The 22,010-nt window shown below is 46.1% G+C and carries 16 protein-coding genes; 6 read left to right on the forward strand and 10 right to left on the reverse strand.

The window, feature by feature from the left end:
- Nucleotides 1-179: 179 nt before the first annotated feature.
- The 4 genes from AC6R05_RS14805 to AC6R05_RS14820 form a co-directional block, all read right to left on the reverse strand.
- A complete protein-coding gene (locus AC6R05_RS14805) occupies nucleotides 180-1,316 on the reverse strand; it encodes a lipocalin-like domain-containing protein (protein ID WP_500647836.1) in 1,137 nt (378 codons plus the stop codon).
- On the reverse strand, nucleotides 1,317-3,770 hold the full coding sequence (locus AC6R05_RS14810; protein ID WP_500647837.1) for an ABC transporter permease: 2,454 nt from the start codon (nucleotides 3,768-3,770) through the stop codon (nucleotides 1,317-1,319).
- The gene (locus AC6R05_RS14815) at nucleotides 3,751-4,422 is read right to left on the reverse strand and encodes an ABC transporter ATP-binding protein (RefSeq protein WP_032548689.1); all 672 of its coding nucleotides are present in this window, start codon (nucleotides 4,420-4,422) and stop codon (nucleotides 3,751-3,753) included. Before AC6R05_RS14815 ends, AC6R05_RS14810 begins: the two co-directional genes overlap by 20 nt.
- Nucleotides 4,423-4,544: 122 nt before the next feature.
- Entirely contained in the window at nucleotides 4,545-5,918 is a 1,374-nt protein-coding gene (locus AC6R05_RS14820) for an MATE family efflux transporter (RefSeq protein WP_500647838.1), read from the reverse strand.
- A gap of 450 nt (nucleotides 5,919-6,368) precedes the next feature.
- On the opposite strand from AC6R05_RS14820, the gene AC6R05_RS14825 reads away from it, so the two are divergent.
- Together AC6R05_RS14825 and AC6R05_RS14830 are read left to right on the forward strand one after the other, a co-directional pair.
- Nucleotides 6,369-7,811, forward strand: coding sequence for a cytochrome c peroxidase (locus AC6R05_RS14825; RefSeq protein WP_500647839.1), 1,443 nt, complete (start codon nucleotides 6,369-6,371; stop codon nucleotides 7,809-7,811).
- Between the two features lie 131 nt (nucleotides 7,812-7,942).
- Nucleotides 7,943-9,421 (forward strand): DUF2867 domain-containing protein, encoded by a 1,479-nt coding sequence (locus AC6R05_RS14830; RefSeq protein WP_500647840.1) that lies wholly within the window; start codon nucleotides 7,943-7,945, stop codon nucleotides 9,419-9,421.
- A gap of 121 nt (nucleotides 9,422-9,542) precedes the next feature.
- Here AC6R05_RS14830 and AC6R05_RS14835 read toward each other — a convergent pair whose 3' ends face one another.
- The 3 genes from AC6R05_RS14835 to rsuA form a co-directional block, all read right to left on the reverse strand.
- A complete protein-coding gene (locus tag AC6R05_RS14835; RefSeq protein ID WP_500647841.1) occupies nucleotides 9,543-10,205 on the reverse strand; it encodes a DUF2913 family protein in 663 nt (220 codons plus the stop codon).
- Complete coding sequence (locus tag AC6R05_RS14840) at nucleotides 10,205-11,416, reverse strand: Bcr/CflA family multidrug efflux MFS transporter (protein ID WP_500647842.1); 1,212 nt, start codon at nucleotides 11,414-11,416, stop codon at nucleotides 10,205-10,207. The genes AC6R05_RS14835 and AC6R05_RS14840 overlap by 1 nt, the downstream gene beginning before the upstream one ends.
- 125 nt (nucleotides 11,417-11,541) lie before the next feature.
- A complete protein-coding gene (gene rsuA, locus AC6R05_RS14845; protein WP_032552205.1) occupies nucleotides 11,542-12,237 on the reverse strand; it encodes a 16S rRNA pseudouridine(516) synthase RsuA in 696 nt (231 codons plus the stop codon).
- A gap of 95 nt (nucleotides 12,238-12,332) precedes the next feature.
- Between rsuA and radD the strand changes: the two genes are divergently transcribed.
- From radD to AC6R05_RS14865, 4 genes are all read left to right on the forward strand, one after another.
- The gene (gene radD, locus AC6R05_RS14850; RefSeq protein WP_500647843.1) at nucleotides 12,333-14,075 is read left to right on the forward strand and encodes a DNA repair helicase RadD; all 1,743 of its coding nucleotides are present in this window, start codon (nucleotides 12,333-12,335) and stop codon (nucleotides 14,073-14,075) included.
- A 131-nt stretch (nucleotides 14,076-14,206) separates the two neighbouring features.
- Entirely contained in the window at nucleotides 14,207-14,608 is a 402-nt protein-coding gene (locus AC6R05_RS14855) for a PepSY domain-containing protein (RefSeq protein WP_150868855.1), read from the forward strand.
- Between the two features lie 84 nt (nucleotides 14,609-14,692).
- Complete coding sequence (locus AC6R05_RS14860; RefSeq protein WP_032552202.1) at nucleotides 14,693-15,352, forward strand: response regulator transcription factor; 660 nt, start codon at nucleotides 14,693-14,695, stop codon at nucleotides 15,350-15,352.
- Nucleotides 15,353-15,408: 56 nt separating this feature from the next.
- A complete protein-coding gene (locus AC6R05_RS14865) occupies nucleotides 15,409-16,755 on the forward strand; it encodes an ATP-binding protein (RefSeq protein WP_500647844.1) in 1,347 nt (448 codons plus the stop codon).
- A gap of 84 nt (nucleotides 16,756-16,839) precedes the next feature.
- Here AC6R05_RS14865 and AC6R05_RS14870 read toward each other — a convergent pair whose 3' ends face one another.
- The 3 genes from AC6R05_RS14870 to AC6R05_RS14880 form a co-directional block, all read right to left on the reverse strand.
- Entirely contained in the window at nucleotides 16,840-17,316 is a 477-nt protein-coding gene (locus AC6R05_RS14870) for a hypothetical protein (RefSeq protein ID WP_500647845.1), read from the reverse strand.
- A gap of 98 nt (nucleotides 17,317-17,414) precedes the next feature.
- The gene (locus tag AC6R05_RS14875) at nucleotides 17,415-20,237 is read right to left on the reverse strand and encodes a M16 family metallopeptidase (RefSeq protein WP_500647846.1); all 2,823 of its coding nucleotides are present in this window, start codon (nucleotides 20,235-20,237) and stop codon (nucleotides 17,415-17,417) included.
- Nucleotides 20,234-21,937 carry an ABC transporter ATP-binding protein/permease gene (locus AC6R05_RS14880; RefSeq protein WP_285467254.1) on the reverse strand — a complete coding sequence of 568 codons (1,704 nt, stop codon included), beginning with the start codon at nucleotides 21,935-21,937 and terminating at the stop codon, nucleotides 20,234-20,236. The genes AC6R05_RS14875 and AC6R05_RS14880 overlap by 4 nt, the downstream gene beginning before the upstream one ends.
- Nucleotides 21,938-22,010 lie beyond the last annotated feature (73 nt).

The raw sequence follows: 22,010 nt of genomic DNA on the forward strand, positions 1-22,010 counted from the left end.
ATGTTTAACTTCGGTTTTTCCTACAAATACTAAACAATACGTCGTATATTCCATAATGTTGTTACTCACACTAAATTAAGTATAGATGACCAATATTATAAGTGTAAGCTAGACGAACCCTCCATAAAGTGAGTTAACGTGCATAAAAAAGGCTATCAAATGATAGCCTTATATAAAAATCAATAACCAGTCAGTTGCATAAACCCTGACGCCTCATGGCTTCCACTGGCCATAATGGGTCCCTCCCAATAAGGGATAACAAACGGTAGCCACATGTCCCTACGTTGGATCCGAGTTGTGAGATTGATCTCATATTTAGGCACGTTGATGATCCACTGAAGCGGCATTCTGCGCCCGTTAAGCAGGGTACTATTAGGTAATGGTGTAATGTCGATATCAGAATCAGAGAGTTGATAGACCTTTCCTGAGCGTGTTGCTAGTGTGCCAAACACATAAGGCATCTGCTGATTGCTGCGGTAACGGCTCACACTCAAAGCAGAACCATCATCTAAGTTAAAGACAAACCAATCCCAACCTTGCTGCCCTTCACCAAGTAGACCGCTGCCCCACTCTTTATGAAGCCAGGCGTTACCAGATACTTCAATTTCTTTACCATCAAGCATCAGTTTGCCATTCAGAGCCAAGAACGGCGCACTAAAGTTGTATGAAGCAATAGGAAGTAAATCGTGTTTCTTCTGATAGCCGTTTTCGCCATTCAGCACGTAAGGGCCTTTGGTCACTGAATCAAGCTCTAAACCAAATGTGTCGGTCTCAATGCTCAAACGCCCTGGAAACGGGGTCGCACCAAGCGCACGCCAGTTCCAATTATCAATCCAAATTCGGAATGGACGGTTAGTCATTCCTGCTTGACCAATACCGCCACGTGCGAGTCTTTGTTCTTTCCACACTTGAGTGGCTGAGGTCACAACCACATTTGAGATATAGATTTGTGGGCTTTGCCAGCCGCGTGCCTCTCGTTCATCGGTCGCGATTCTGAAGAAGCTCCATTGAACGGAGTAGTCTTTACCATTGGCATCTTCTAAAGTCGCGAAGTAATGCCACCACTCATGTTGGAACTCAGGATGGAATTGGAAATCTTTCGGCAGTGAAACGGTACGGTCAGGCAATACTGGTTCAAACACCTTAAATTGCTCACTCACCAACACAGAATTGACTTCATTGATCCCCTCTTCACCTACATCAGCGAAGTAAGAGTAATAAGACCAAATACCAACAAACAGACCAAAGAAGCCGACCAGTAGAACAGCAGAGAGGACTTTATTTCTCGGCTTTTTCACGCCTTTTCTTTGACCCATTTACAGCGCATCCCTAAGTGATTTCATCGGTGTATTACCTATCATACGTAATACTGGCAAGGCTCCAGCGATCATCAACGCCGCCATCGACCATGCAAAAGTCATGAAGTAGTCCCATGGTATGACTTGCAGCTCTAAAGACCAACCGAAAGACTGCTTAATCACGATATCTACAATCAGGTTAGCCAACGCCAAACCAAGTGGTATCGCTATCAGTGACGATATCAGACCAAAAACAAACAACTGCAGGCTTCCTGTGAAGATCAGCTCTTTTGCCGACACGCCTAAGCAGCGCTGCAGCGAAATATGACGTTGCCTTGATACCTCACCCGCAACGGTCGCGAAGAAGATACCAAACACAGCAATAACCAACGTAATGTTGCCCAAGGTATCTGCAATCGCAAAAGTACGGTCAAAGACACGCATCGCCTGGCTATGAATATTGTTATTGTCAAAGATGCGCTCAGAGCTCAATCTAAATACCGATTCTAGCCTGCTACGCAGTCCGGTTGGATTCACATCTTCTTTAAGTATGACACCTAATCCAACGTTGCCCCGCCCCGCAAAGCCGTATAGCCAGTTACGATGCGACATCATGACTTGATGATAAGGATTACCGTAGTCGTAATACACACCGACAACTTGCCATCCAGAGCCAAGGCTATCGTACATATCGATATAGTCTCCCGGACGAATGCCCAGCTTGAGCGACATCGACTCACTAATAAGGACGCCCTTAGAGTGGTGTAAGTGATACCAGTAGTTCGGGATACCCAGCTTAATGGTCAGCGCTTCTAACTCCCCTTCGGAAGGACCAGTACTCACAACTTGGATACTGCCTACTGGAGAAGGAATATCTTTCTCCCAGCGCCACCATACCGAGTCTACTTCTGGCTGATCTGATAGCCAGTTGCTCATGCGTGCTGCAGAGTTATTGGTTGGGTAGATATACAAGTCTGCCGCAAGACGCTGAGACAGCCATTTATCAGTGGTATCTCGGAAGCTACCAACCATGGTCTCAACGCCGATATTTGCCGTCATCGCTAGCATAAATGCCATAGTTGCAACGCCGCGGTAACTCATGCTTGCAGCAGCATCGGCAAAGAACCAACGCGCGCGGACCCAACGCAGAGAGTATGAGAAGCTATTGAACAGTTTCCACATTAAGAAAGGTGTAAACAGCGCAACACTCACTAGCATCAATGCAATGATGGCAAAGCCAGATTCTTGCGTCTGAGGAGCTTGATATACCGCCACAGCAGCTACACAGAAACCACAACCAATCAACGCTTGCCATGTAAACTCAGTACCTGCGAAACGCATTAGAGACAAACGAGATGAGAGTCGAATTGGCTGAGACTTTAGTAAACGAATCAAAGGCCAAGCACACGCTAAAAATGCACCGATTAATGCCATACCAAAGCTGTAGACGCTCGCTTTCCAGCTCCAGTCGATACTTAAGCCAACATTAGCGTCATAAAGATCGCCGAGACTTGAAGATACAGCTGGCAGCAATTGGTTTGCCAACATCACGCCAAAGACGTTACCGCAGATCCAGCTAACAACAACCAGCGCTAGCAACTCAAAACAGAGTGCTTTGGTTAGCTGCCAGCCGGATACGCCTGTTTGTCTGAGAACCCCAACCAAAGGCTGCCTCTGTATAAAAGAGAGCGACATTGCTTGATAGAAGATGAACAGGCCTACAACAAACGAAAGCATTCCCATCGCCGTCAAGTTCAAGTGGAATGCACTGGTTAGCGACTCCAACTCAGCTTTAGAGCTGCGAGAGATAGTTAAACCATTCGGCAGCATGCTCTTAAGACGCTCAAACTTCGCTTCCGACATATCTGAACAGGCGATAACGGATAGGCCAGAACTGCGCTTCAACATTCTCAGAAGAGAGATGTCCGCAATCAAACGCGTGCCGTTAATCATCTTATTCTGGTCGACAACCAAAGGACCAAGCTCAGAACCGTCTGCAAGATGGATATAGTCACCGTCACGCCACTCCATATGCTTGGCCAGATCATCACTCACTAAGATTGGGTATGGCGGCTTCATCAAGTTGAGCGTGGTGAGGTCTTGAAGCGCAACGCCAGGTTGCAACTGAAGCATCGAGACAGGATCTAAGCCTATCAGCATGAAGTTGGAGCCGTTTTCGTCAGTTACGCGATGGTTATCAAAAGGGGCGCACTGCTGAAATCCTTCACGACGAAGTTGAATGTAGAAACCTTGTGGGATCTTATTGGCGCTATGTTTTGGTCGAATACGGTAAGGAAGCGGATTGGAAAATAGCTTTTCGCCATGAGCATAGCTCTGCTTAGCATGTTGGTTGATGGCAGTAACACCAACCAAAAGAGAGACGCCCAGTGTTAGACCGAGCCAAACAAGAATGATTTGAAGTGGGTAGCGTCGATAATGACCGAGTAGCGCTTTAACTACGGGCCATAACATGAAGCTGCCCCCCTTGTAGACGGATGCAACCATCCATATGCTGGGCAACCTTTTCACTGTGCGTCACTAACAATAGCGTACACTCAAGCTCACGTGCTAATGACGTCAGCAAGCGCATTACCGCTTCTGCGTTGCGCTCGTCCAGGCTACCAGTAGGCTCATCGGCAAGCAGGATCTTTGGCTCCATATAGAGAGCACGAGCAATCGCCGCACGCTGCTGCTGACCACCAGACACCTCTTCAGGGTAGCGTCCCAATAAAGGCATAAGATCGAGTGCAGACAAAATTTGACGCCATAAGCCTTTATCTTCAGGTAAACCCTTCAGTTGACGGCAAAAGCGAATGTTATCGGCAATGTTCAATGTTGGTAACAGATTGAACTGTTGAAAGATATGCCCGATGTTATTACGACGGTAAGCAGTGCGATCGCGCTCCTTTGCCATATGCATATCAAAGTTAGGGAATAGGATTTCCCCGGAGTCAGCAAGGTCTAGCCCTGCAATGAGGTTAAGCAAAGTACTCTTGCCTGAGCCACTTTCACCCATTAATGCAAGCTGGTCCCCTTGATTTAATGTTAATTCAGCACCTTGTAAAACGGGATGGAACTCTCCCCCGTCGACATAGCCCTTACATAGGTCTGATAGCTTTAACATTAAACAGCTCACATTAGTTAGAATTTGGAATGAGAATCTACACTAAATCTAAGGTTGTAGGAAGTAATTTGAAAGATAGATCACATGCTAAGTATAAAGTCACATAAATCTTACGTCTGACTTCAACTTCCTATAAGATTTTTTATCCATTTCTTACTCTTCATGCGATAGAGCGACCCACCCCATTTGATCACCTCTTCTGTTAAGAACATCAAATAGATCCATTCAGGTTCGACGCCAAAATAGATAGCCGCAATAGCCGCTAGAGGGATACTAATCAGCCACTGAGCAATCAGATCTTGGTAGAGACAGAATTTCACATCTCCACCTGCTCGTAAAACGCCAACAATCACCGTCATTGGGATAGAACGAACCACAATACCTAAGCTCAAAATCAAGATGAATTTTTCAGATAACTCACGCGTTTCTGGAGTGAGTGCGCTGAAAGAATCTAGGATTGGTGCTTGAACAAAATAGAGTACCAACGCGACCACAATGCTGGTGAAAAACGCAATGATGCTGATGCCCAATGCTTGGTAGTAAACCGCTTCATTGTTTTTGGCTCCTAGCTGATTGCCCACCAGAACGGCAGCAGCGGTCGACATACCAATTAAAAGTGCCAAAGAGATAGATTCAACTGGTGTCATCACCGAGAGTGCTGCTAAGCCCTGCACGCCCGATTGCCCCATGATCGCGTGATAGGCAAACAAGCCCCCCGCCCAAGCTAAGAAGTTAAAGGTTGTTGGCAAAGAGAGCTTGAGAAACCTAACGACTTTCTGGACCGTCGCAGCAGCCATAACGTCAGCGCCTTTAAAAGCCAACAAGTGTTTCTTCCCGTAGAGATATCCGTAAAGCGTCACCACCTCGATCGCACCGCTCAACACAGTCGCAATTGCTGCGCCTTTGATGCCCATCGCAGGCATGCCGAGGTTACCGAAAATAAGAACCCAGTTAAGAAAGATATTAGAGAGAATGCCAATACCGCTGAAAAAGGTACTTAGCCCCGGTCGGTGCATCGCGCGAAGCCCCACCGCCATGCTACTTACACAAGCAACGGCAAACATACTGAACGCGGTAATTACGATGTATTCGGTGCCTAAACCGATAACTTCTTGTGAATCTGTGGTAACGCCCATCACTTGCGTTGGGAAAGAAACAAAGAACACGACGGTTAACGCTGCGAACAACATCGAAACCAGCCAAGTTAGCGCGGTACTCTCTCGCACACCTTGTTTATCTCCGGCACCCCAATATTGAGCCGTTAGAAGAGCACCACCCGTTGTTACCCCAACCAACATAATCGTAGTCACGAACATGGCACGACTTGCGACACCTACCGCGGCAATATCAGCTTCTCCTAGCTGCCCCAACATCAAGACGTCAACCAAGCCTCTACTTGAAAACATAATGCTCTGCAGTGTAATAGGCAGTGCAATGGCAATCAGCTGGCGAACAAAGTCACCTTTGGTATGACGTATTATTGAAGCAAGAAGCATAGGGTCACCTCAATGGAACATATTGAAGAAAAAAGAGGAACATCGAAACATTATAACAGTCGTGTATTTTTATCCGCGGTGATAAGCCGAGAATCAGGAGGTGATAAAAAGACTGCTATGAAACCAAGTGAAAAGCTATTAAAGCACAATCAATTCAAACAATGAATGAAAAACAGGCATATACAGATAAAATATAACCCACCAAATCATTTATAGCGCTTTTATCCGAGTAAAATCCTATTTTTGATTAAAATCAAAGTTAAGTTCGATATCTAAATTACTGAAATTGTTATTAAAAATAACATAAACAAATAAATACATGTTTTACAACAAATTTAAATGTTAAAAAGCTTACAATCTAGAAAATCGATTAATATCAATTCCTTTTTACCATTTCATTAAGTCTAACTAATTCAATAACTTCCAAAGCAAATCATTAGGGAGTTAACCATGAATAATAAAAAAATAGCACTAGGGTTAGTGGGTTTAGGTGTCGCGGCTTATTTAGGCTCAGTCTACATTGTAAATAAGGACGATAAAGATCTGGCAGCACGTCAAATTGCCCAATACTCACACTTAGACCCACAATCACTGAATTTCCAAGCCATGAAGATTATGGCTGACAAAGGGTGTGGATACTGCCATACCTCAGACAGTGAGATGCCTTTCTACTCAGAGTGGCCAATCGCTAAGAATCTAATGGACGCAGATATACAAGTCGGCCTGCGTCACTTCGATATCAATAAGCTTTACCGCAACCTCCAGAACCAAGAACCTATCTCTGAAGTGGCGCTCGCACGTATCGAAAAAGTTTTATACGACGACTCTATGCCACCAAAGATCTATCAATCGATGCACTGGGCAGCTGGAATCTCAAAAGATGAGAAGCACACCCTATTAAAATGGATTCGTGAAAGCCGCGCTGAACGCCATCAGGACTCCCCTGTTACCGCTGAGCGCAAACAGCGTGCATTGCAACCTATCTACACCACTTTCGAAGTTGACGCAGGTAAAGCTGAGCTTGGCAAAGTGCTTTATCACGATACCCGCCTTTCTGGCGACGATACTGTCTCGTGTGCGTCATGCCACAGCTTAGATACTGGTGGCGTGGATAACCTAGTGGGCTCAGTGGGTATCGATGGTCAAGTTGGTGGCATCAACGCGCCGACGGTATTTAACTCAGTCTACAACAAACTGCAGTTCTGGGATGGACGTGCTCACGATCTGCAAGCTCAAGCTGGCGGCCCTCCATTCAACCCAATTGAGATGGGCTCTCACGACTGGGCTCAGGTGATTGAGAAGCTAAGTGACGATGACGAAATGGTCGCAATGTTTGAATACGCTTATCAAGGTGAAATGACAGGCGATACCATCACCCACGCCATTGCAGAATTTGAGAAAACGCTCACGACACCAAATAGTCGTTTTGACCAGTATTTAATGGGAGATAAGCAAGCGCTGAGCGAGACAGAACAGCACGGTTTAGATCTGTTTAAACAATACAGTTGCCATACCTGTCATGCTGGTGAAGCTATGGGTGGTGAAACGTTTGAAACTATGGGCATCAAAGCAGACTATTTTGCTGACCGTAGTGCACCTATCACCGCTGAAGATATGGGACGATTTAATGTAACTGGGCAAGCAAGCGACAAGCATAAGTTCAAAGTACCTACACTACGCAACGTTGAACTTACCGCGCCATACTTCCATGACGGGCAAGCTGAAACGCTTGAGCAAGCTATCTACGATATGGGCAAGTATCAGGTAGGCGTTGAGATGTCAGACAGCGAAGTCAAAGCGATTAAGTCGTTTTTGAAAACCTTAACCGGTGAGTACAAAGGCAAGACATTAAGCACCAAAGCCGACAATGTTCAGCAAGCGAACGATTTATAAACACGACTATCGTTAAAACAATCTGAGACACAATTAAGCCAATAGCAAGATACTATTGGCTTTTTTGCATATGACACTGGTAAATTAACAGCTAGTGACGTCCCTACTTCATATCAACGAATGGAGTCTTTATGAAGAAAGTACTGGTGTTAGGCGCTTCTGGTTATGTTGGCTCTCAACTATTGCCCCAACTCCTCAATCAAGGTTATCAGGTAACGGCAGCCGCTCGTCATATTGACTATTTGCAAGCTCGAACCGAGTCCCATCCAAACCTCTCACTAGAGTACTTGGATCTTGCTGATGCTAAGGCGACTAAAGAGCTAGTACCTCAGTTTGACCTCATTTTCTTCCTCGTGCACGGTATGGCAGAGGGACATGACTTTATTGATTACGAGCTCACGTTGGCAAGAAACTTTGTCAATGCGCTTGGCCCGCGCAATCAACATGTGATCTACCTAAGCTCACTGCAACCACAAACGGCAGATTCGGATCACCTTCAAGCACGAAAGAAAACTGGCGATCTATTAAGATCTGGCCCAGTTCCTATCACTGAGTTACAAGCGGGCGTGATCATCGGCCCGGGCTCTGCAGCCTTTGAGATCATGCGAGATTTTGTTTATAACCTGCCAATAATGATTGCGCCGAAGTGGGTCGATTCAAAAGCCAACCCAGTCGCCCTAAAAAACCTCAACTATTATTTGTTAAAGCTTGCCGAGGAAAACCCAGAGGCTCACCAAACCTTTGAAGTGGGCGGCCCAGATATTGTCAGTTACCGCAATCAATTTGCTCACATCGCTAAAACCGCAGATAGACCACTAAGGTTATGGGCAACATCGCTGTTAACTCCAACTATTGCCTCATACTGGCTTGGTGTCGTGACGTCCGTACCTTCGAATATAGGACGCGCCCTCCTTGCGGGCTTAAAGCATGACTTTATTGCTAACTCCACTGCAATTCAGGAGCGTTACCCACAACGCCTGATTTCATTCCAAATCATGGTTGAGCAAGCAATTCGAGCAGAAGGTGAATTCGTAAAGAGTAACGTTTGGGGCTTTGACAAAACTGCTTTTAAGCGCTGGCAAGCCGGCTACGGTTACTACCCTAAACAGACTGGGGCTACCATCCAATCTACCGTTTCCAAAGAAGAACTCTGGCAGGTGGCTCAACAGATAGGTAGCCCAAAACAAGGGTATTTCTTTGCGAACGCTCTATGGCGCACCCGTGAATGGCTGGATCTTTTCTTCGGTGGTGGTGTGCCCAAAAGGCAAGAACCGGAAGGCCCAGCACTCAAAGTCGGCGATCATATCGATTCATGGAAAGTGATTCGTTGTGAAGAGAACCAGTTCCTATCACTGCTATTCGGTATGAAAGGCCCCGGCCTTGGTCGCCTCGAGATAACAGTTTCCGACCTTGCCGATAATGACCAAACAAACAATCAAAGCGAACTCAATATTACAGCTTGGTGGCATCCTAAAGGCTTTCTGGGATTGCTGTATTGGTTTGCCATGATGCCAGCGCACCTGTTTATATTTAAGGGGATGGTGAAGGCGATAGAAAAGCAGGCGAAAGAGCAGATAAGGGATTCGGGTGGCGAGATGCGAAAAGACTAAAAAGCAGATTCGGGATTCGAGCAACGGGATGCGAAAAGAATTAAGAGCAAGTTCGGGATTCTAGTGACTAAATAAAAAAGAGCGGATAATTCCGCTCTTCGTATCTCTAATCTCGTATCTGCTACTCAGCAATAAAGCTGATTGGGATCTCAGCCAGCTGATTACCTTGGTTAGCTGGGTAAACGATGTATTCGCCGTGATATTTCACTGCTGATTTGTAGTCGGTCACTTTATGAAGCATAAAGCCAGACTCCATTGCAGCTTGAACAAACTCAGCGTGGTTACCACGAACAAACCAGTTCATCGGTTTCACCATCAGTTCACCATCGAATGAATCGTCACACTGCTTGCCACAAAGTGCGAATGAGTGCTCGCCATCGGTGAAAAATTGAATTTTTCCACCTGTGGTCAGTTCGTCTTCGCTTGAAACACTCCAACCCATGTCGTACATCTTGTCCATGAAGGCTTCAACGTCACTATCTTTAAGCGCTTTTGACTCTTCACCTTGTGGGAAGAATTGAGCATAAAACGCCGAGATTCGACGGAATGTAAATGTCAGATCCGAGTTATTACCTTTAGATCGACCCTGCTTCTGCCAGCGAATCAGATCCGCAGCGACACAACGATCATAGGCTTGCGATTTAATAGCCTTAGTTACCCAGCGCACCAAGTAGAGGTTATTAGCAATCGGTGCGTCTACCGCTTTGCCAGATTTGTGTAGAGCCGTTAACTCATCGAGTGCTGTGTTAACCAGCTTTTGAATTTCAATGTAGTATTTTGACATTATGCCTTCTTTCCTAATGTCCAATAAAGTAGTGCTGAAAGTACGGCACACAGTGCCATCACAATGACCATAGAGCCAGCACTGTCACTCGGTAGGAACGCAACAATTGCGCCCACTACAGAGCCTGTACCAAAACGTAATGTACCCGCAAGCGACGAAGCTGTGCCCGCCATATTGGGGTAACCGCTAAGCAGCAAACCCATGGTATTACTGCCGATGGTTGATAGTGTGCCGATAAATAGCATCACAAATGGCACGATACCCCAAAGCCCGAGATCTAAACTCCAGCCAATGAACAAGCCAACACCCGCGAGCAGTTGAATCGCCAGTCCCACTCTCAACATAGTATGAGAGCCTACCTTTTTCACCATACGACCATTAATGCTGGTCATCAAAATCATGGCAACGATATTTAAGCCGAACAGGTAGCCGAAAAGGTCTGGACGTACACCGTAGATATCAATGTAAACAAAAGAGCCTGCCGTTAAGAACGCGAACATACCTGAAAATGAAAACGCCCCCGAGAAGATGAGTCCCATCGCGGTTTTGTTTTTACATAAGCGGAAGTAGTTACGCATCGTCGTTTTAAAACGCAACGGTTGACGCTTCTCTACTGGCAAGGTTTCAGGAATCTTAAACGAGACAGCGAGAATCACGATCACAGCGAAGATTGCCAATACCCAGAAAATCGAACGCCAGCCAAACCACAACGCCAAGTAACCACCAATCATTGGTGCCACCAGCGGCGCAACCGTCATTACCAAAGTAACGAACGACATGGTTCTTGCAAAATCTTCGCGATCAAACATGTCACGCACGACAGCTTGAATGATTACTGCTGCCGCTGCGCCTGCAAAACCTTGCGCGGTACGAACATAAGTCAGCGCTTCAATGCCATGCGTTGTTGCACTAACCATCGACGCAATCGCAAACAGAACCACACCAATCAGTAGAACGGGTTTACGACCATAGCTATCTGCCAATGGACCATGAAGCAGCTGTCCCAGTGCAAAACCAGCGGTGTAAGCCGTAAGCGTGATTTGAACTTCACCGGCAGTCACACCAAGATCTTTGGCGATAGTTGGCATCGCAGGCAGGTACATGTCGATGGCAAGTGGTGTTAAAGCACCGATCGCACCAAGAATCAAAAACAGCATTAAACCTAGCTGGGGTGTTTCAGGTTGGGAACTGGGGGCAGTTTGGGTTTGCATAAATCTCCGACTAAGTACTAAGAGCTGCGCTTACACGCAGACAGAATATTGGCTGAGACTTTCCTAGTACCAGTCAAAATGAATAGCCGACGCTGTCCTTGGTCGGCATTAAACAGAGAGGAAGATTACTTCCAGATAGAGTCGATCTCTTCTTGAGTCAGGTAACGGTATTCACCTAGCTCCAAAGATTCATCCATCTCAATTTCACCAATACGTTCGCGGTGTAGCGCTTCTACTTTGTTACCTAGTGCAGCGAACATACGCTTAACTTGGTGGTACTTGCCTTCATGGATAGTAAGAAGCACTTCACGCTCGGCACGCACTTCAAGGTGTGCAGGAAGAGTAAGACCATCTTCGCTTTTCAGCTGGATGCCCTCTTTGAATTTCTCTACGTAATCGTCTTCAACTGGATCCACCAGCCAAACGCGATACATTTTTTCACACTTGTGTTTTGGTGAAGTGATACGGTGAGACCATTGACCATCATCGGTCACAAGCACTAGGCCTGTGGTATCCACATCTAGACGACCAGCAAAGTGAAGCTTGTCCATCTTGATCTCATCAAGCAGGTCAAAAACCGTGCGATTAGAGCTGTCTTCATGCGAGCAAACAAAACCTTCAGGCTTGTAAACCATGATATAACGTGGGCCTTGAACACGTAGTTCATTGCCTTGCCATTCAACAACGCACTCTTCGGTAACCTTAGTGGCACCGCTCTTTTGCATAACGTCGTTAACTGTCACTGTTTTTGATTTTAAAATCTGTGTTGCTTCTTTTCGAGTGACGCCTAATGAGTCACATAGAAATTTATCTAAACGCATGAATACCTCAACTAATCTAAGTCAGGTATTATAGTCACCTTTGCTCAATTAGTTGAGCGATTTCACACTATTTTTGCCACTTTACAAGACGCAGTATGTATACACTCCGCCCATATCAAGCCGACTCCGTAAAATCTGTTATCCATTACTTTCGCAAACACCAAACGCCCGCCGTTCTGGTGCTACCAACCGGCGCAGGTAAAAGCTTGGTCATTGCCGAATTAGCACGCCTAGCAAAAGGGCGAGTTCTTGTAATGGCGCACGTGAAAGAACTGGTTGAACAGAACCACGAGAAGTACGAAGGCTATGGCTTGAAAGGCTCGATTTTCTCGGCCGGTTTGGGGCGAAAAGAGACCGACCAGCAAGTGGTGTTTGCCTCTGTACAGTCGGTAGTGCGTAACCTTGATGCCTTTTCCAATCAGTTCTCACTCTTGGTTATCGATGAATGTCACCGAGTACCTGATGAGAAAAATAGTAGCTATCAGAAAGTGATTGCTCACCTACGTGAAAATAACCCAGGCATTAAAGTACTTGGCCTAACTGCAACACCATATCGATTGGGGATGGGTTGGATTTACCAATACCACACTCGCGGTCAAGTGCGTTCTGAAGATCCAAGATTCTTCCGCGACTGTATCTTTGAGTTGCCTATTCGTTACCTTCTCGACGAAGGCTTCTTAACCCCTGCCCGCATGATTGATGCACCGGTACTAAGTTACGACTTCTCACAGTTAAAGCCTGCCAACACAGGCCGCTACAAAGAGGCCGAACTAGATATGGTGATCGAACAATCAAAACGCGCAACGCCACAAATCGTTGAGCAAATCATTCACCTAGCGAAAGACAAACAAGGCATTATGGTGTTTGCCGCCACCGTGCGCCACGCTCAAGAGATCCTTAGCTTACTACCAGAAGGTGAAGCGGCAATTGTGATTGGTGATACCCCAACCTTAGAGCGTGATCAGATCATCAATGACTTTAAGCAGCGCAAAACCAAGTACCTAGTAAACGTATCCGTACTGACCACTGGCTTCGATGCCCCACACGTGGATCTGATTGCGATTCTGCGTCCTACTGAGTCGATCAGTCTTTATCAACAAATCGTCGGTCGTGGTCTTCGTCTGTCTCCGGGCAAAGAAGAGTGCCTAGTATTAGACTACGCAGGTAACAGTTACGATCTCTATCAGCCTGAAGTTGGTGACCCAAAGCCAGACTCTGACAGCGAAATCATCACCATCCCTTGCCCGGCTTGCGGTTTCAATAACAACTTCTGGGGCAAGCTCGATAGTAATGGTTTCTTGCTGGAACACTTCGGCCGTAAATGCCAAGGTTATTTCACCGATGAAGATACTGGCGAGCGTGAGCATTGTGGCTACCGATTCCGAGCCAAGTATTGTGGTGAATGTGGCGCTGACAACGACATCGCCGCGCGAATTTGCCACGAGTGCGATGCGACCCTAGTTGACCCGGACAAAAAACTAAAAGATGCACTGAACCTTAAAGATGCACTTGTATTTGAGTGCCTAGAGATGGACCTAAACGTGTTTAAAGACGATAAAGGTAAATCTCAGCTCAAAGTGACGTATCGAGGTGAAAACCAAGCTCAAGTTCATGAGTTTTGGTCGTTAACTACCAAGAAGCAAAAGCAGACTTTTAAAGACCAATTTGTTCGCCCTCATTTGGCCGATAGACACCGCCCTTTCGAGGAAGCATCCCCAACCAAAGTGGTCGCTCACCAACATAGATTCAGGCCACCACAGTTCGTTATTGCACGTAAGGTAGGTCGTTTCTGGAAAATGCGTGACAAGATATTTGATGATGAGCTTCAGGAGCGTTAACCCTAGTTCACCGCTCTTGTGTCACTAAACCCACAACAAAGGCTGCTAAAGTCTCATTGTGGGTGCGATTCACTTTCTGTTCATCTTCACTTTTTTATACTACCTACTATCAACATTACCTAGGATTCGCTATGTTTAGTAAAGCAATGATTTCTTTGATGTCTTTGAGCTTTGGCTTAGTGGTTTCCGGCTCTGCATGGGCGGACTCACACCCTAACGGGCACGACCTCGTTCAAGATGTTCACAAGGAAGGTACTCGCATCGAGTTCGAAGAAGACCAAGATGAAGTTTATGAAGCGGTTAGAGAAGGCTACATTCGCCCGTTTTCTGAGATGTACGCTGCAGTGGAAAATGACCTGCACGGTCGCATCATCAAGGTTGAACTTGAAGAAGACGATGACATCTGGGTCTACGAGCTAAAGATCAACTACAAGAACAACATCATCAAGGTCGAATACAACGCTGAGACGTTAGAGATGTTGATGATCAAAGGTCGAAACTTTAAAGATGCGATCAAAACTGACAGCGAATAAATAGCCATAAGAACCATATTTCCCGCTGCGAGTAACGAATTGCAACACCTAATATCGAATAACAATAAGCAAAAAGAGCCAATCATGAAAATTCTCGTCGTTGAAGATGAACCGCGTTTAGGCGAACAGATTATTGAAACTCTCGAAGGAGCCGACTGGGTTCCTGAACTGTCACAAGACGGTATCGATGCACTTTATCGCGCAACTTCAGAAGAGTGGGATGCGATTGTTCTAGACCTTGGCTTGCCAAAGCTTGACGGGTTGACGGTATTGAAAGGTATTCGAGATGAGAATATCAACACGCCAGTGATCATTCTTAGTGCGCGCGACACCTTAACTCAGCGTGTAGAAGGCTTGAATGCAGGTGCCGACGACTACCTCACTAAACCCTTTGAGATGGTTGAATTGATCGCTCGTATTCGTGCCCAACTTCGCCGAGCCTCTGGTTCTGCATCGCCAATCCAACAAATCGGTGACTTAAGCCTGGATACTCGTAGTTCGAAAGTGCTTTGGCAAGGCCAAGCGGTAAGCTTAACAGCGCTTGAGTACAAAGTGGTTGCCTACTTCATGCATAACAAGGACAAGGTTATCTCGCGTACTGAGTTGGTAGAGCACATTTACAAGCAAGACTTCGACCGCGATTCAAATACTGTAGAAGTATTCATTGGCCGCATTCGCAAAAAGATCGCACCAAAGATCATTAAAACCGTGCGCGGTTTAGGCTATCAGCTCAACGCCGACTAATCTCTTCCTTGTGAGTGGCTCACTTTGACCTTAGATAAAAGTGAGCCAAAATAGCGATGAATCTAAATAAAAAATCCCTCAAAAAGATCAGTCTAAAAAGCCGCTTGCTCCTCGCTGCGGCTTTTTGGTTAGGCGCCATGATTCTTGCCGCTGGTATTGGTATTCCAAAACTGGTTAACGACTATTTGGTTGATGATCTAAAACAGCAGCTCAGCCTAACTATGGACGAGCTCACGGCCAACATCGAAACCAGCGATGCGGGCATGCTGATGATGCTAGAACGATTGTCGGACCCGAGGTTTAATCAACCTTACAGTGGCGTTTATTGGCGAGCAGAAAGCCAAGGACAAGTGATTCGTTCACGCTCACTGTGGGATAAAGATATGGATATCAAGCGCTCTCCTATCCATACCTCGATTAAAGGCCCGGACAAAGAACAACTGATTTATATCGAGCAACTCATCTACCTACCAGAACTAAGTGACCCTGTCACTATAACCATAGGTGTTGATGAAGACCCACTTGAATCTACCCTCCATGACCTTACTGGCCAAGTGTGGATTATCTTGGGCTTGTTGTTTGTTGGCGTTCTGCTTTTGATTGGTATTCAAGTTAGTTGGTCGCTCCTTCCTCTTAACAAAATGCAGCGCGAACTGGCGATGCTACGTAAAGGGGAGCAGCAAGGTCTCAGCGATAGCTATCCAAAAGAGGTTTCCCCACTAGTCTCTGACTTGAACGCCCTACTTTTTCACTATCAAGAGTTGTTGGAGCGCGCTCGACACCATGCTGGTAACCTATCTCACGCCTTAAAAACGCCACTGTCAGTACTCAAAAATGAAGTGAACTCACTACCTAAAGAGAACCAACACCTACTGCAGCAGCCGATTGACCAAATCCAGAGCCAGATTGATTATCACCTAGGCCGTGCTCGTATGGCAGGCGCGATGAACATCTTATCGGTGAAGTCATCGCCTTGTGAGCGCGTAGAAGCTATCTCGATGGCCTTTGATAAAGTCTATGCGGCCAATGAAGTCACCATGATCAATGAGCTCGATTCAGAGATTGAGGTCGCTGTAGAGAAAACCGATCTTGATGAGATGGTTGGTAACCTACTGGAAAATAGTTATAAATGGGCAACAAGTATTATTCGAGTTCACTCCAATGAGCTCAGCGAAGGCCGCATTGAGCTCATTATTGAGGATGATGGACCGGGTATCCCGGAAGAGAAAATGAGCCAAGCGGTTAAACGTGGCGTGCGCCTTGACGAAACAACGCCGGGTACAGGTTTAGGACTCAATATCGTAAACGAGATGGCACATAGCTATCGCGGGCAACTCAATCTAGAAAAAAGCTCGATGGGCGGTTTAAAAGCAACACTTATCCTGCAGCTTTCTCAAAACTAGAAACTTAGAGCTAGATGCTGAGAAAAGTTAATAAGCATACCAAACGTATTGGTATGCTTATCTCTATTATCTAGGGAATCAAACCTACTTACAGCTCGGCAGTAACGTCTGATACATGGTTTTAAAACCTTTCAGAGATACCGTTGCAAATTCTACTTTTGAGCCATCACCTTGAAGCTCGACCTGCAATGACTTAGCGCTGTAGAACGATTCAAGTTGATTCACAGGAACAGTTGCCCAGTGAGTCTTGCCTTTAATCCAAACATCCATGGTAAAGCGAGTTCCATCATCCAGCACAGTTTTCGCTGGATAACCCAATTCCTCTCTCAACAAGCCATTAAAGAACAGTAAATTGACGCCTTCAGTGGTGCATCGCAGGGCAACCGTATCGACATTACCATCACTTTTCACACTCGACACGCCAAGGATAACCGCTTCACCAGTATCGAAACTTTTCGACTCGTAATGCTCCCAGTCTTGATAAGTGTCTGTAAGTTCCAAACCAGCACTCGCATTAAAAGCAAACAGTAATAGTAAGCCTGCAATTAAGTGTTTTTTCATCTCTTTTCCCAATAATTAAGCCACGCCTTTTCGTTCGCCTTAGCCTGTCATTCATTAAGACAAAACACTACTCAGTACGCGGCTAAACAATGACTAAATTACTTGGTTTTCGCCGATACTTCTGGAAGTAACACAGCTTCAAAACGCTCCGCTTCGCTCAAGAACTGGCGCATAATTGCATCCACTTTCGCTTTATTACCTTCGCTATTTGCACGACGCTGGGACTGAATCAAACGCGGGCTATCCGTTAGTAAATAAGACTGTTCCATTGCGTTCAGCATCCCCAAATCAGACCGCAAGTAGCGATCAATTTGGTCATCGCGTTGCACCAACTTGTTCTCCAGTACCTGTTCATCCGCTCCTTGTTTTGCCACGGAGCTCAACACTGAGTGCGTCAGAGAAATCAGCTCGTCAACACGCTCTGGCGCACAGGTAAACAGAATTCGGCCTTCGGCTTGTGGGCTGTGTACGTCTTGCCAGAACCAGCTCGCGACGCCATAAACGCCTGATGCTTGTTCACGAAGCTTAAGTCGCAGTTGCTCTTGAACTAACTCACCGCTTAACTCCAAGTAATATGCGTTATCTGGTCGCCATTGAGAGTCTTGAGTTAAATAGATCTCGACCTCTGCTCTCGGCTCTTTCGAATCGGCTGTGCTGTAACGAATCATTGGAGAAGAAGCTTTCACATCGTAGAAAGTGCGTTTTGGCTCTTTCACTTCGATTGACGACAAGTAGCGGGCAGCGAGTTGCTCAAGCTCATTTGCAGAGATATCCCCGACAACAAAATAGGTGTAGTCGGTTTTTCCCGCGATGTACGTTTGATAAACGTCGCTTAGCTTCTCCGTGGTGTAGCTTGGAGCTTGTTCGCCATTATCGCTATACACGGTTGGAATACCTGGGAAGCGTAGCTCAGAGACTTTGCGCACAAAGCGATCTGCACCATCGAACTGGCTGCCATTTAAGCGCTGCTCCATCTCAACTTGATACTCTTTCAAGGATTTCTCTGATACCGGACTCGACGCCAGTTTCAAATGAAACAGCTTGAGCATTTTTTCAAAGCTGTCAGTTTTTGCCCAACCTGAAAAACCCTGTTGATAATCGCCAACCAATGTCGACATCACTACTGGGTTGCCTCGAAAGATGGTCTGGATATCAGCCTGAGACACCTCACCAACACCGGTATCATCGACGAGGCTTACAGCGGTTCTCAATGCTTGATAATCACTCTGCGGAATAGAGCGAAGCCCGCCTTCAGTGAGCGCTTTAAAGTGCACTTGACCCGGGTTGCTATCGCTATGGCGGTAAACCAGTTTGCTACCATTGCTCAATCGGTATTCCGTAATTCGATGCTCCGCCCATTTTTTCTCTTGCTTGATCGTCCCCGGTTTTGGATCAACCATAGGTAGTACAGCGTTGCTGTCATCGACGACCCAAGGCTGCTGCTTAGTGCGCATGCTCATTTGCCATTCACTCTCCACCCATTCAGATGCAAGTTTTGGCTTACGCTTGTCGGTAGGTTGAGTGAGCAGAACCAAGCGAGATTTAGGCCCAATGATATCGAGAAATGCCTCGTTCACCTGCTGCAATGTAATACGGTCCAGAAAGTACTTATTCAGCTCATAAGCTTGATCGTTACTTACCAGAATCTGACCACTTGCCGCAGCAACCATCAAATCTCCCGCAAGATCAATGCTGTAGTTTTTCTTATCTTGACCTCTTTCGATGACACCTTGCAAACGGCTAATCTCTCCATTAACTTCGGCCTCAGAAAAACCTTGTTGCGCCAACTGAGCAACAAACTGGAACAGCCCTTGTGTTGCTTGTTGGTACTCACCCTCGACTAACTGTAGAGAAAACACAGCCTGCGTTGTTTCTCTGCCGACATTCGATGAGTAAAAATTGGCGGCATTGACCACGTTATCTTCATCTTGCTCCCAACGCTGCAAGCGCACGTTAAGTAAGCGTGTAGCAATTTGATGAGCAAGGTCTTGTTGATAACGTGCAAAGCTTAAGTCAGGCTCAAAAGTTGAGAAAAAGCTCACTTCAACCGAAGGTGATGAATAACCCTCTTCGGAAACAACTTCGCTGCGCCAACCATCCACGAGAGGAATGCTGTAATCGATCTTCTCAAGTTCAGATTCAGGTGCATTTGCATCTCCCATTTTCTGGGTGATCAGCTGTTTAACCTGCTCTGTTTGAACGTCGCCGACCACCACAACAGACATATTATCTGGGCGATACCATCTGTTGTAGAAATCCGCGACACGATACTTGGATACATTTTGAATGGTCTGCGGGTCACCAATAGGGTCTCGAGTGACATAGCGTGAGCCCGCCATTTCGATGGCACTTTTCTTATCACCCAAGCGCAACATTGGTCCTAAGCGAGCACGCCATTCTTCAAGCACGATACCACGCTCAGCATCAAGGTCGCCCTTCAGCATAGTCACATTACTCGCCCAATCGGAAAGAATGTCCATAACTAACTCAAGTGTCTCAGGATCATTACTCGGTAGGTTCAAGGTATACACGGTATTTTCAAAGTCGGTGAATGCATTGATATCCACACCAAACTTCATACCCGCCTCTTCGAGCACCTTAATCACGTCGTTTCCCGGATAGTGCTCAGTACCATTAAACGCCATATGTTCAACGATATGAGCAACACCTCTTTGGTCGTCGTCTTCGTTCATTGAACCTGCATTAACGACCAAACGAACGTAAACTCGCGATTCTGGGTGGGTATTTTCAGCAATATAGTAGCTAAGACCATTCTCGAGCTTGCCGACTTCGACACTGCTATCGAAGCTTAATGTCTGCGCTAAATCTAAAGACGTATCTTCATTGTTTGTTGGAGTTGTTACCTGACAAGCACCCAAAAGTGCGGCACTTGCCAAGATCAGTATCTTGTTAATCTTCATGAATATTTAAATGACTGTGTTTGAGTACATAAGGTGATCTGGTTTTGTTCTTCTTCGTGTGTTTCGCGATGAGAAACCTCAACAACATGTGTATCTGGGAGTTGCTGCGCCATGATCTCTCTGATCGAACGATAGCTCTCAGGATCAAGAGCAGACATTGCTTCATCTAAGAACAGCCATTGTGGTTTTTGAACCAAGCTGCGAGCCAGCATGATTTTTTGCAATTCACCGCCTGACACACTCTGTTGCCAGTTGCTATTTAGATCGAGCTGCTCACTGAACTTACGAATACCAGCAAGAGTTAAGGCATCCACTAACTCCAAATCAGACGTCGATTCGCCGTTCGGATACAGTAAAATCTCGCGTAAGCTTGCATTAGGCAGATACGGCTTCTGAGGAATAAACATACACTCACTATCATCTGGCATGCTCACTTCGCCATTTTGGTATGGCCACAAACCCGCCAACGAACGAATGAACGTACTCTTACCGCCGCCCGAGACACCTTTGATGGTGATACTCTGTGAGATCGCCCCACTCTGTTCAGATAGCAGTGGTTGCTGTTGTGGTGAATACAGATTGAGGTCACGCCATTCTGGTTGACTCGAACGTGGCATAGCATTCGCGGTAGGCAATGCCTCTAGTTGTGTGTGGAACGTGATCAAACGGTCAGTCACCGCACGCCAATCAGCAAGTGACTCATAGGAATCAACGAACCAACTGAAGGCCTCTTGAACACGGTAGAAACCGGTCGCAGTTTGCATCATGTCACCAAGCTGCAACGCACCACTCATTAGCCGTGGAGACGCCACCAAGTATGGGAAGATACGAGCAACTTCATTGTAGCCACTGGTAAATGCACCGTATTTTAGCTTCATGCCAGTGAGTTGCTGCCAGTTATCCCATACCTTGCCGAATAGGTTTTGTGTTCGATGGTTCTCTGCTGATTCACCGCGTTGTAGCGCAATAGATTCCGCATGTTCACGAACTCGCATCAAGTGGAAACGAAAATCTGCTTCACTTTTCTCCTGTTCAAAGTTCAATGGCACTAAGCGTTTTGCAATTTTGTGCGTCAGCCATGTACCGATGATTGAGTACACGATGGCCACCCATACCATGTAACCCGGAATTACCCATTCACTGCCTGCAAACTCAAAAGTAAGACTGCCAGACAGGTTCCATAGAATCACAACAAATGAGAACAAGCTTGTGATAGTGCGCAGTAGACCTAAGCCCATCGACAGTGTTTTGTCACAGAAATCTTTAACATCTTGCGAGATACGCTGGTCTGGGTTATCGCTATCTGGATAACTCAATTGATGACGATATAGGCGCTTACCACCCAACCACTTCTGCAGAAAAGTATGGGTAAGCCAACGACGCCAACGGATTCTCAATGTTCTTCTCAAGTACTCTTCCGCCAGATCAACCACGGTGTAAACCACCATGATCAATACGAACTGACCGAGCATATTCCAGAAGTTATTCCACTCTTCATTCTGCATTAAATTGAAAAAGTCGCGGTTCCAGTTGCTGTAAAGCACTGCGACTTCAACGATCAGATAATTCAATCCGACTACAAGCCCTAACAACAACCAAGCAATACGCTTCTCGTCGCTACGCCAGTATGGATGTGCTAGCGACCATACTTGCGAGAGGAAAGGTTTGTCTTTGAGAGACAACGGAGATGGGTTAGACATAGTTCACCAAAAACGACAAGGCAACCAGCAGCCAAAGCAACTGGTTACCCTTTACCAAAATAAAAGAAATGTG

The organism is Vibrio sp. R11-SG3-ISO9 (assembly GCF_059834255.1).

What these genes read in the sequence shown, in the direction of transcription:
- AC6R05_RS14820 (WP_500647838.1), bottom strand. Translation starts at nt 5,918, where the DNA reads ATGCTTCTTGCTTCAATAATACGTCATACCAAAGGTGACTTTGTTCGC.
- AC6R05_RS14830 (WP_500647840.1), top strand. Translation starts at nt 7,943, where the DNA reads ATGAAGAAAGTACTGGTGTTAGGCGCTTCTGGTTATGTTGGCTCTCAA.
- AC6R05_RS14855 (WP_150868855.1), top strand. Translation starts at nt 14,207, where the DNA reads ATGTTTAGTAAAGCAATGATTTCTTTGATGTCTTTGAGCTTTGGCTTA.
- AC6R05_RS14860 (WP_032552202.1), top strand. Translation starts at nt 14,693, where the DNA reads ATGAAAATTCTCGTCGTTGAAGATGAACCGCGTTTAGGCGAACAGATT.
- radD (WP_500647843.1), top strand. Translation starts at nt 12,333, where the DNA reads ATGTATACACTCCGCCCATATCAAGCCGACTCCGTAAAATCTGTTATC.
- AC6R05_RS14870 (WP_500647845.1), bottom strand. Translation starts at nt 17,316, where the DNA reads ATGAAAAAACACTTAATTGCAGGCTTACTATTACTGTTTGCTTTTAAT.
- AC6R05_RS14875 (WP_500647846.1), bottom strand. Translation starts at nt 20,237, where the DNA reads ATGAAGATTAACAAGATACTGATCTTGGCAAGTGCCGCACTTTTGGGT.
- AC6R05_RS14825 (WP_500647839.1), top strand. Translation starts at nt 6,369, where the DNA reads ATGAATAATAAAAAAATAGCACTAGGGTTAGTGGGTTTAGGTGTCGCG.
- rsuA (WP_032552205.1), bottom strand. Translation starts at nt 12,237, where the DNA reads ATGCGTTTAGATAAATTTCTATGTGACTCATTAGGCGTCACTCGAAAA.
- AC6R05_RS14810 (WP_500647837.1), bottom strand. Translation starts at nt 3,770, where the DNA reads ATGTTATGGCCCGTAGTTAAAGCGCTACTCGGTCATTATCGACGCTAC.
- AC6R05_RS14835 (WP_500647841.1), bottom strand. Translation starts at nt 10,205, where the DNA reads ATGTCAAAATACTACATTGAAATTCAAAAGCTGGTTAACACAGCACTC.
- AC6R05_RS14880 (WP_285467254.1), bottom strand. Translation starts at nt 21,937, where the DNA reads ATGTCTAACCCATCTCCGTTGTCTCTCAAAGACAAACCTTTCCTCTCG.
- AC6R05_RS14815 (WP_032548689.1), bottom strand. Translation starts at nt 4,422, where the DNA reads ATGTTAAAGCTATCAGACCTATGTAAGGGCTATGTCGACGGGGGAGAG.
- AC6R05_RS14805 (WP_500647836.1), bottom strand. Translation starts at nt 1,316, where the DNA reads ATGGGTCAAAGAAAAGGCGTGAAAAAGCCGAGAAATAAAGTCCTCTCT.
- AC6R05_RS14865 (WP_500647844.1), top strand. Translation starts at nt 15,409, where the DNA reads ATGAATCTAAATAAAAAATCCCTCAAAAAGATCAGTCTAAAAAGCCGC.
- AC6R05_RS14840 (WP_500647842.1), bottom strand. Translation starts at nt 11,416, where the DNA reads ATGCAAACCCAAACTGCCCCCAGTTCCCAACCTGAAACACCCCAGCTA.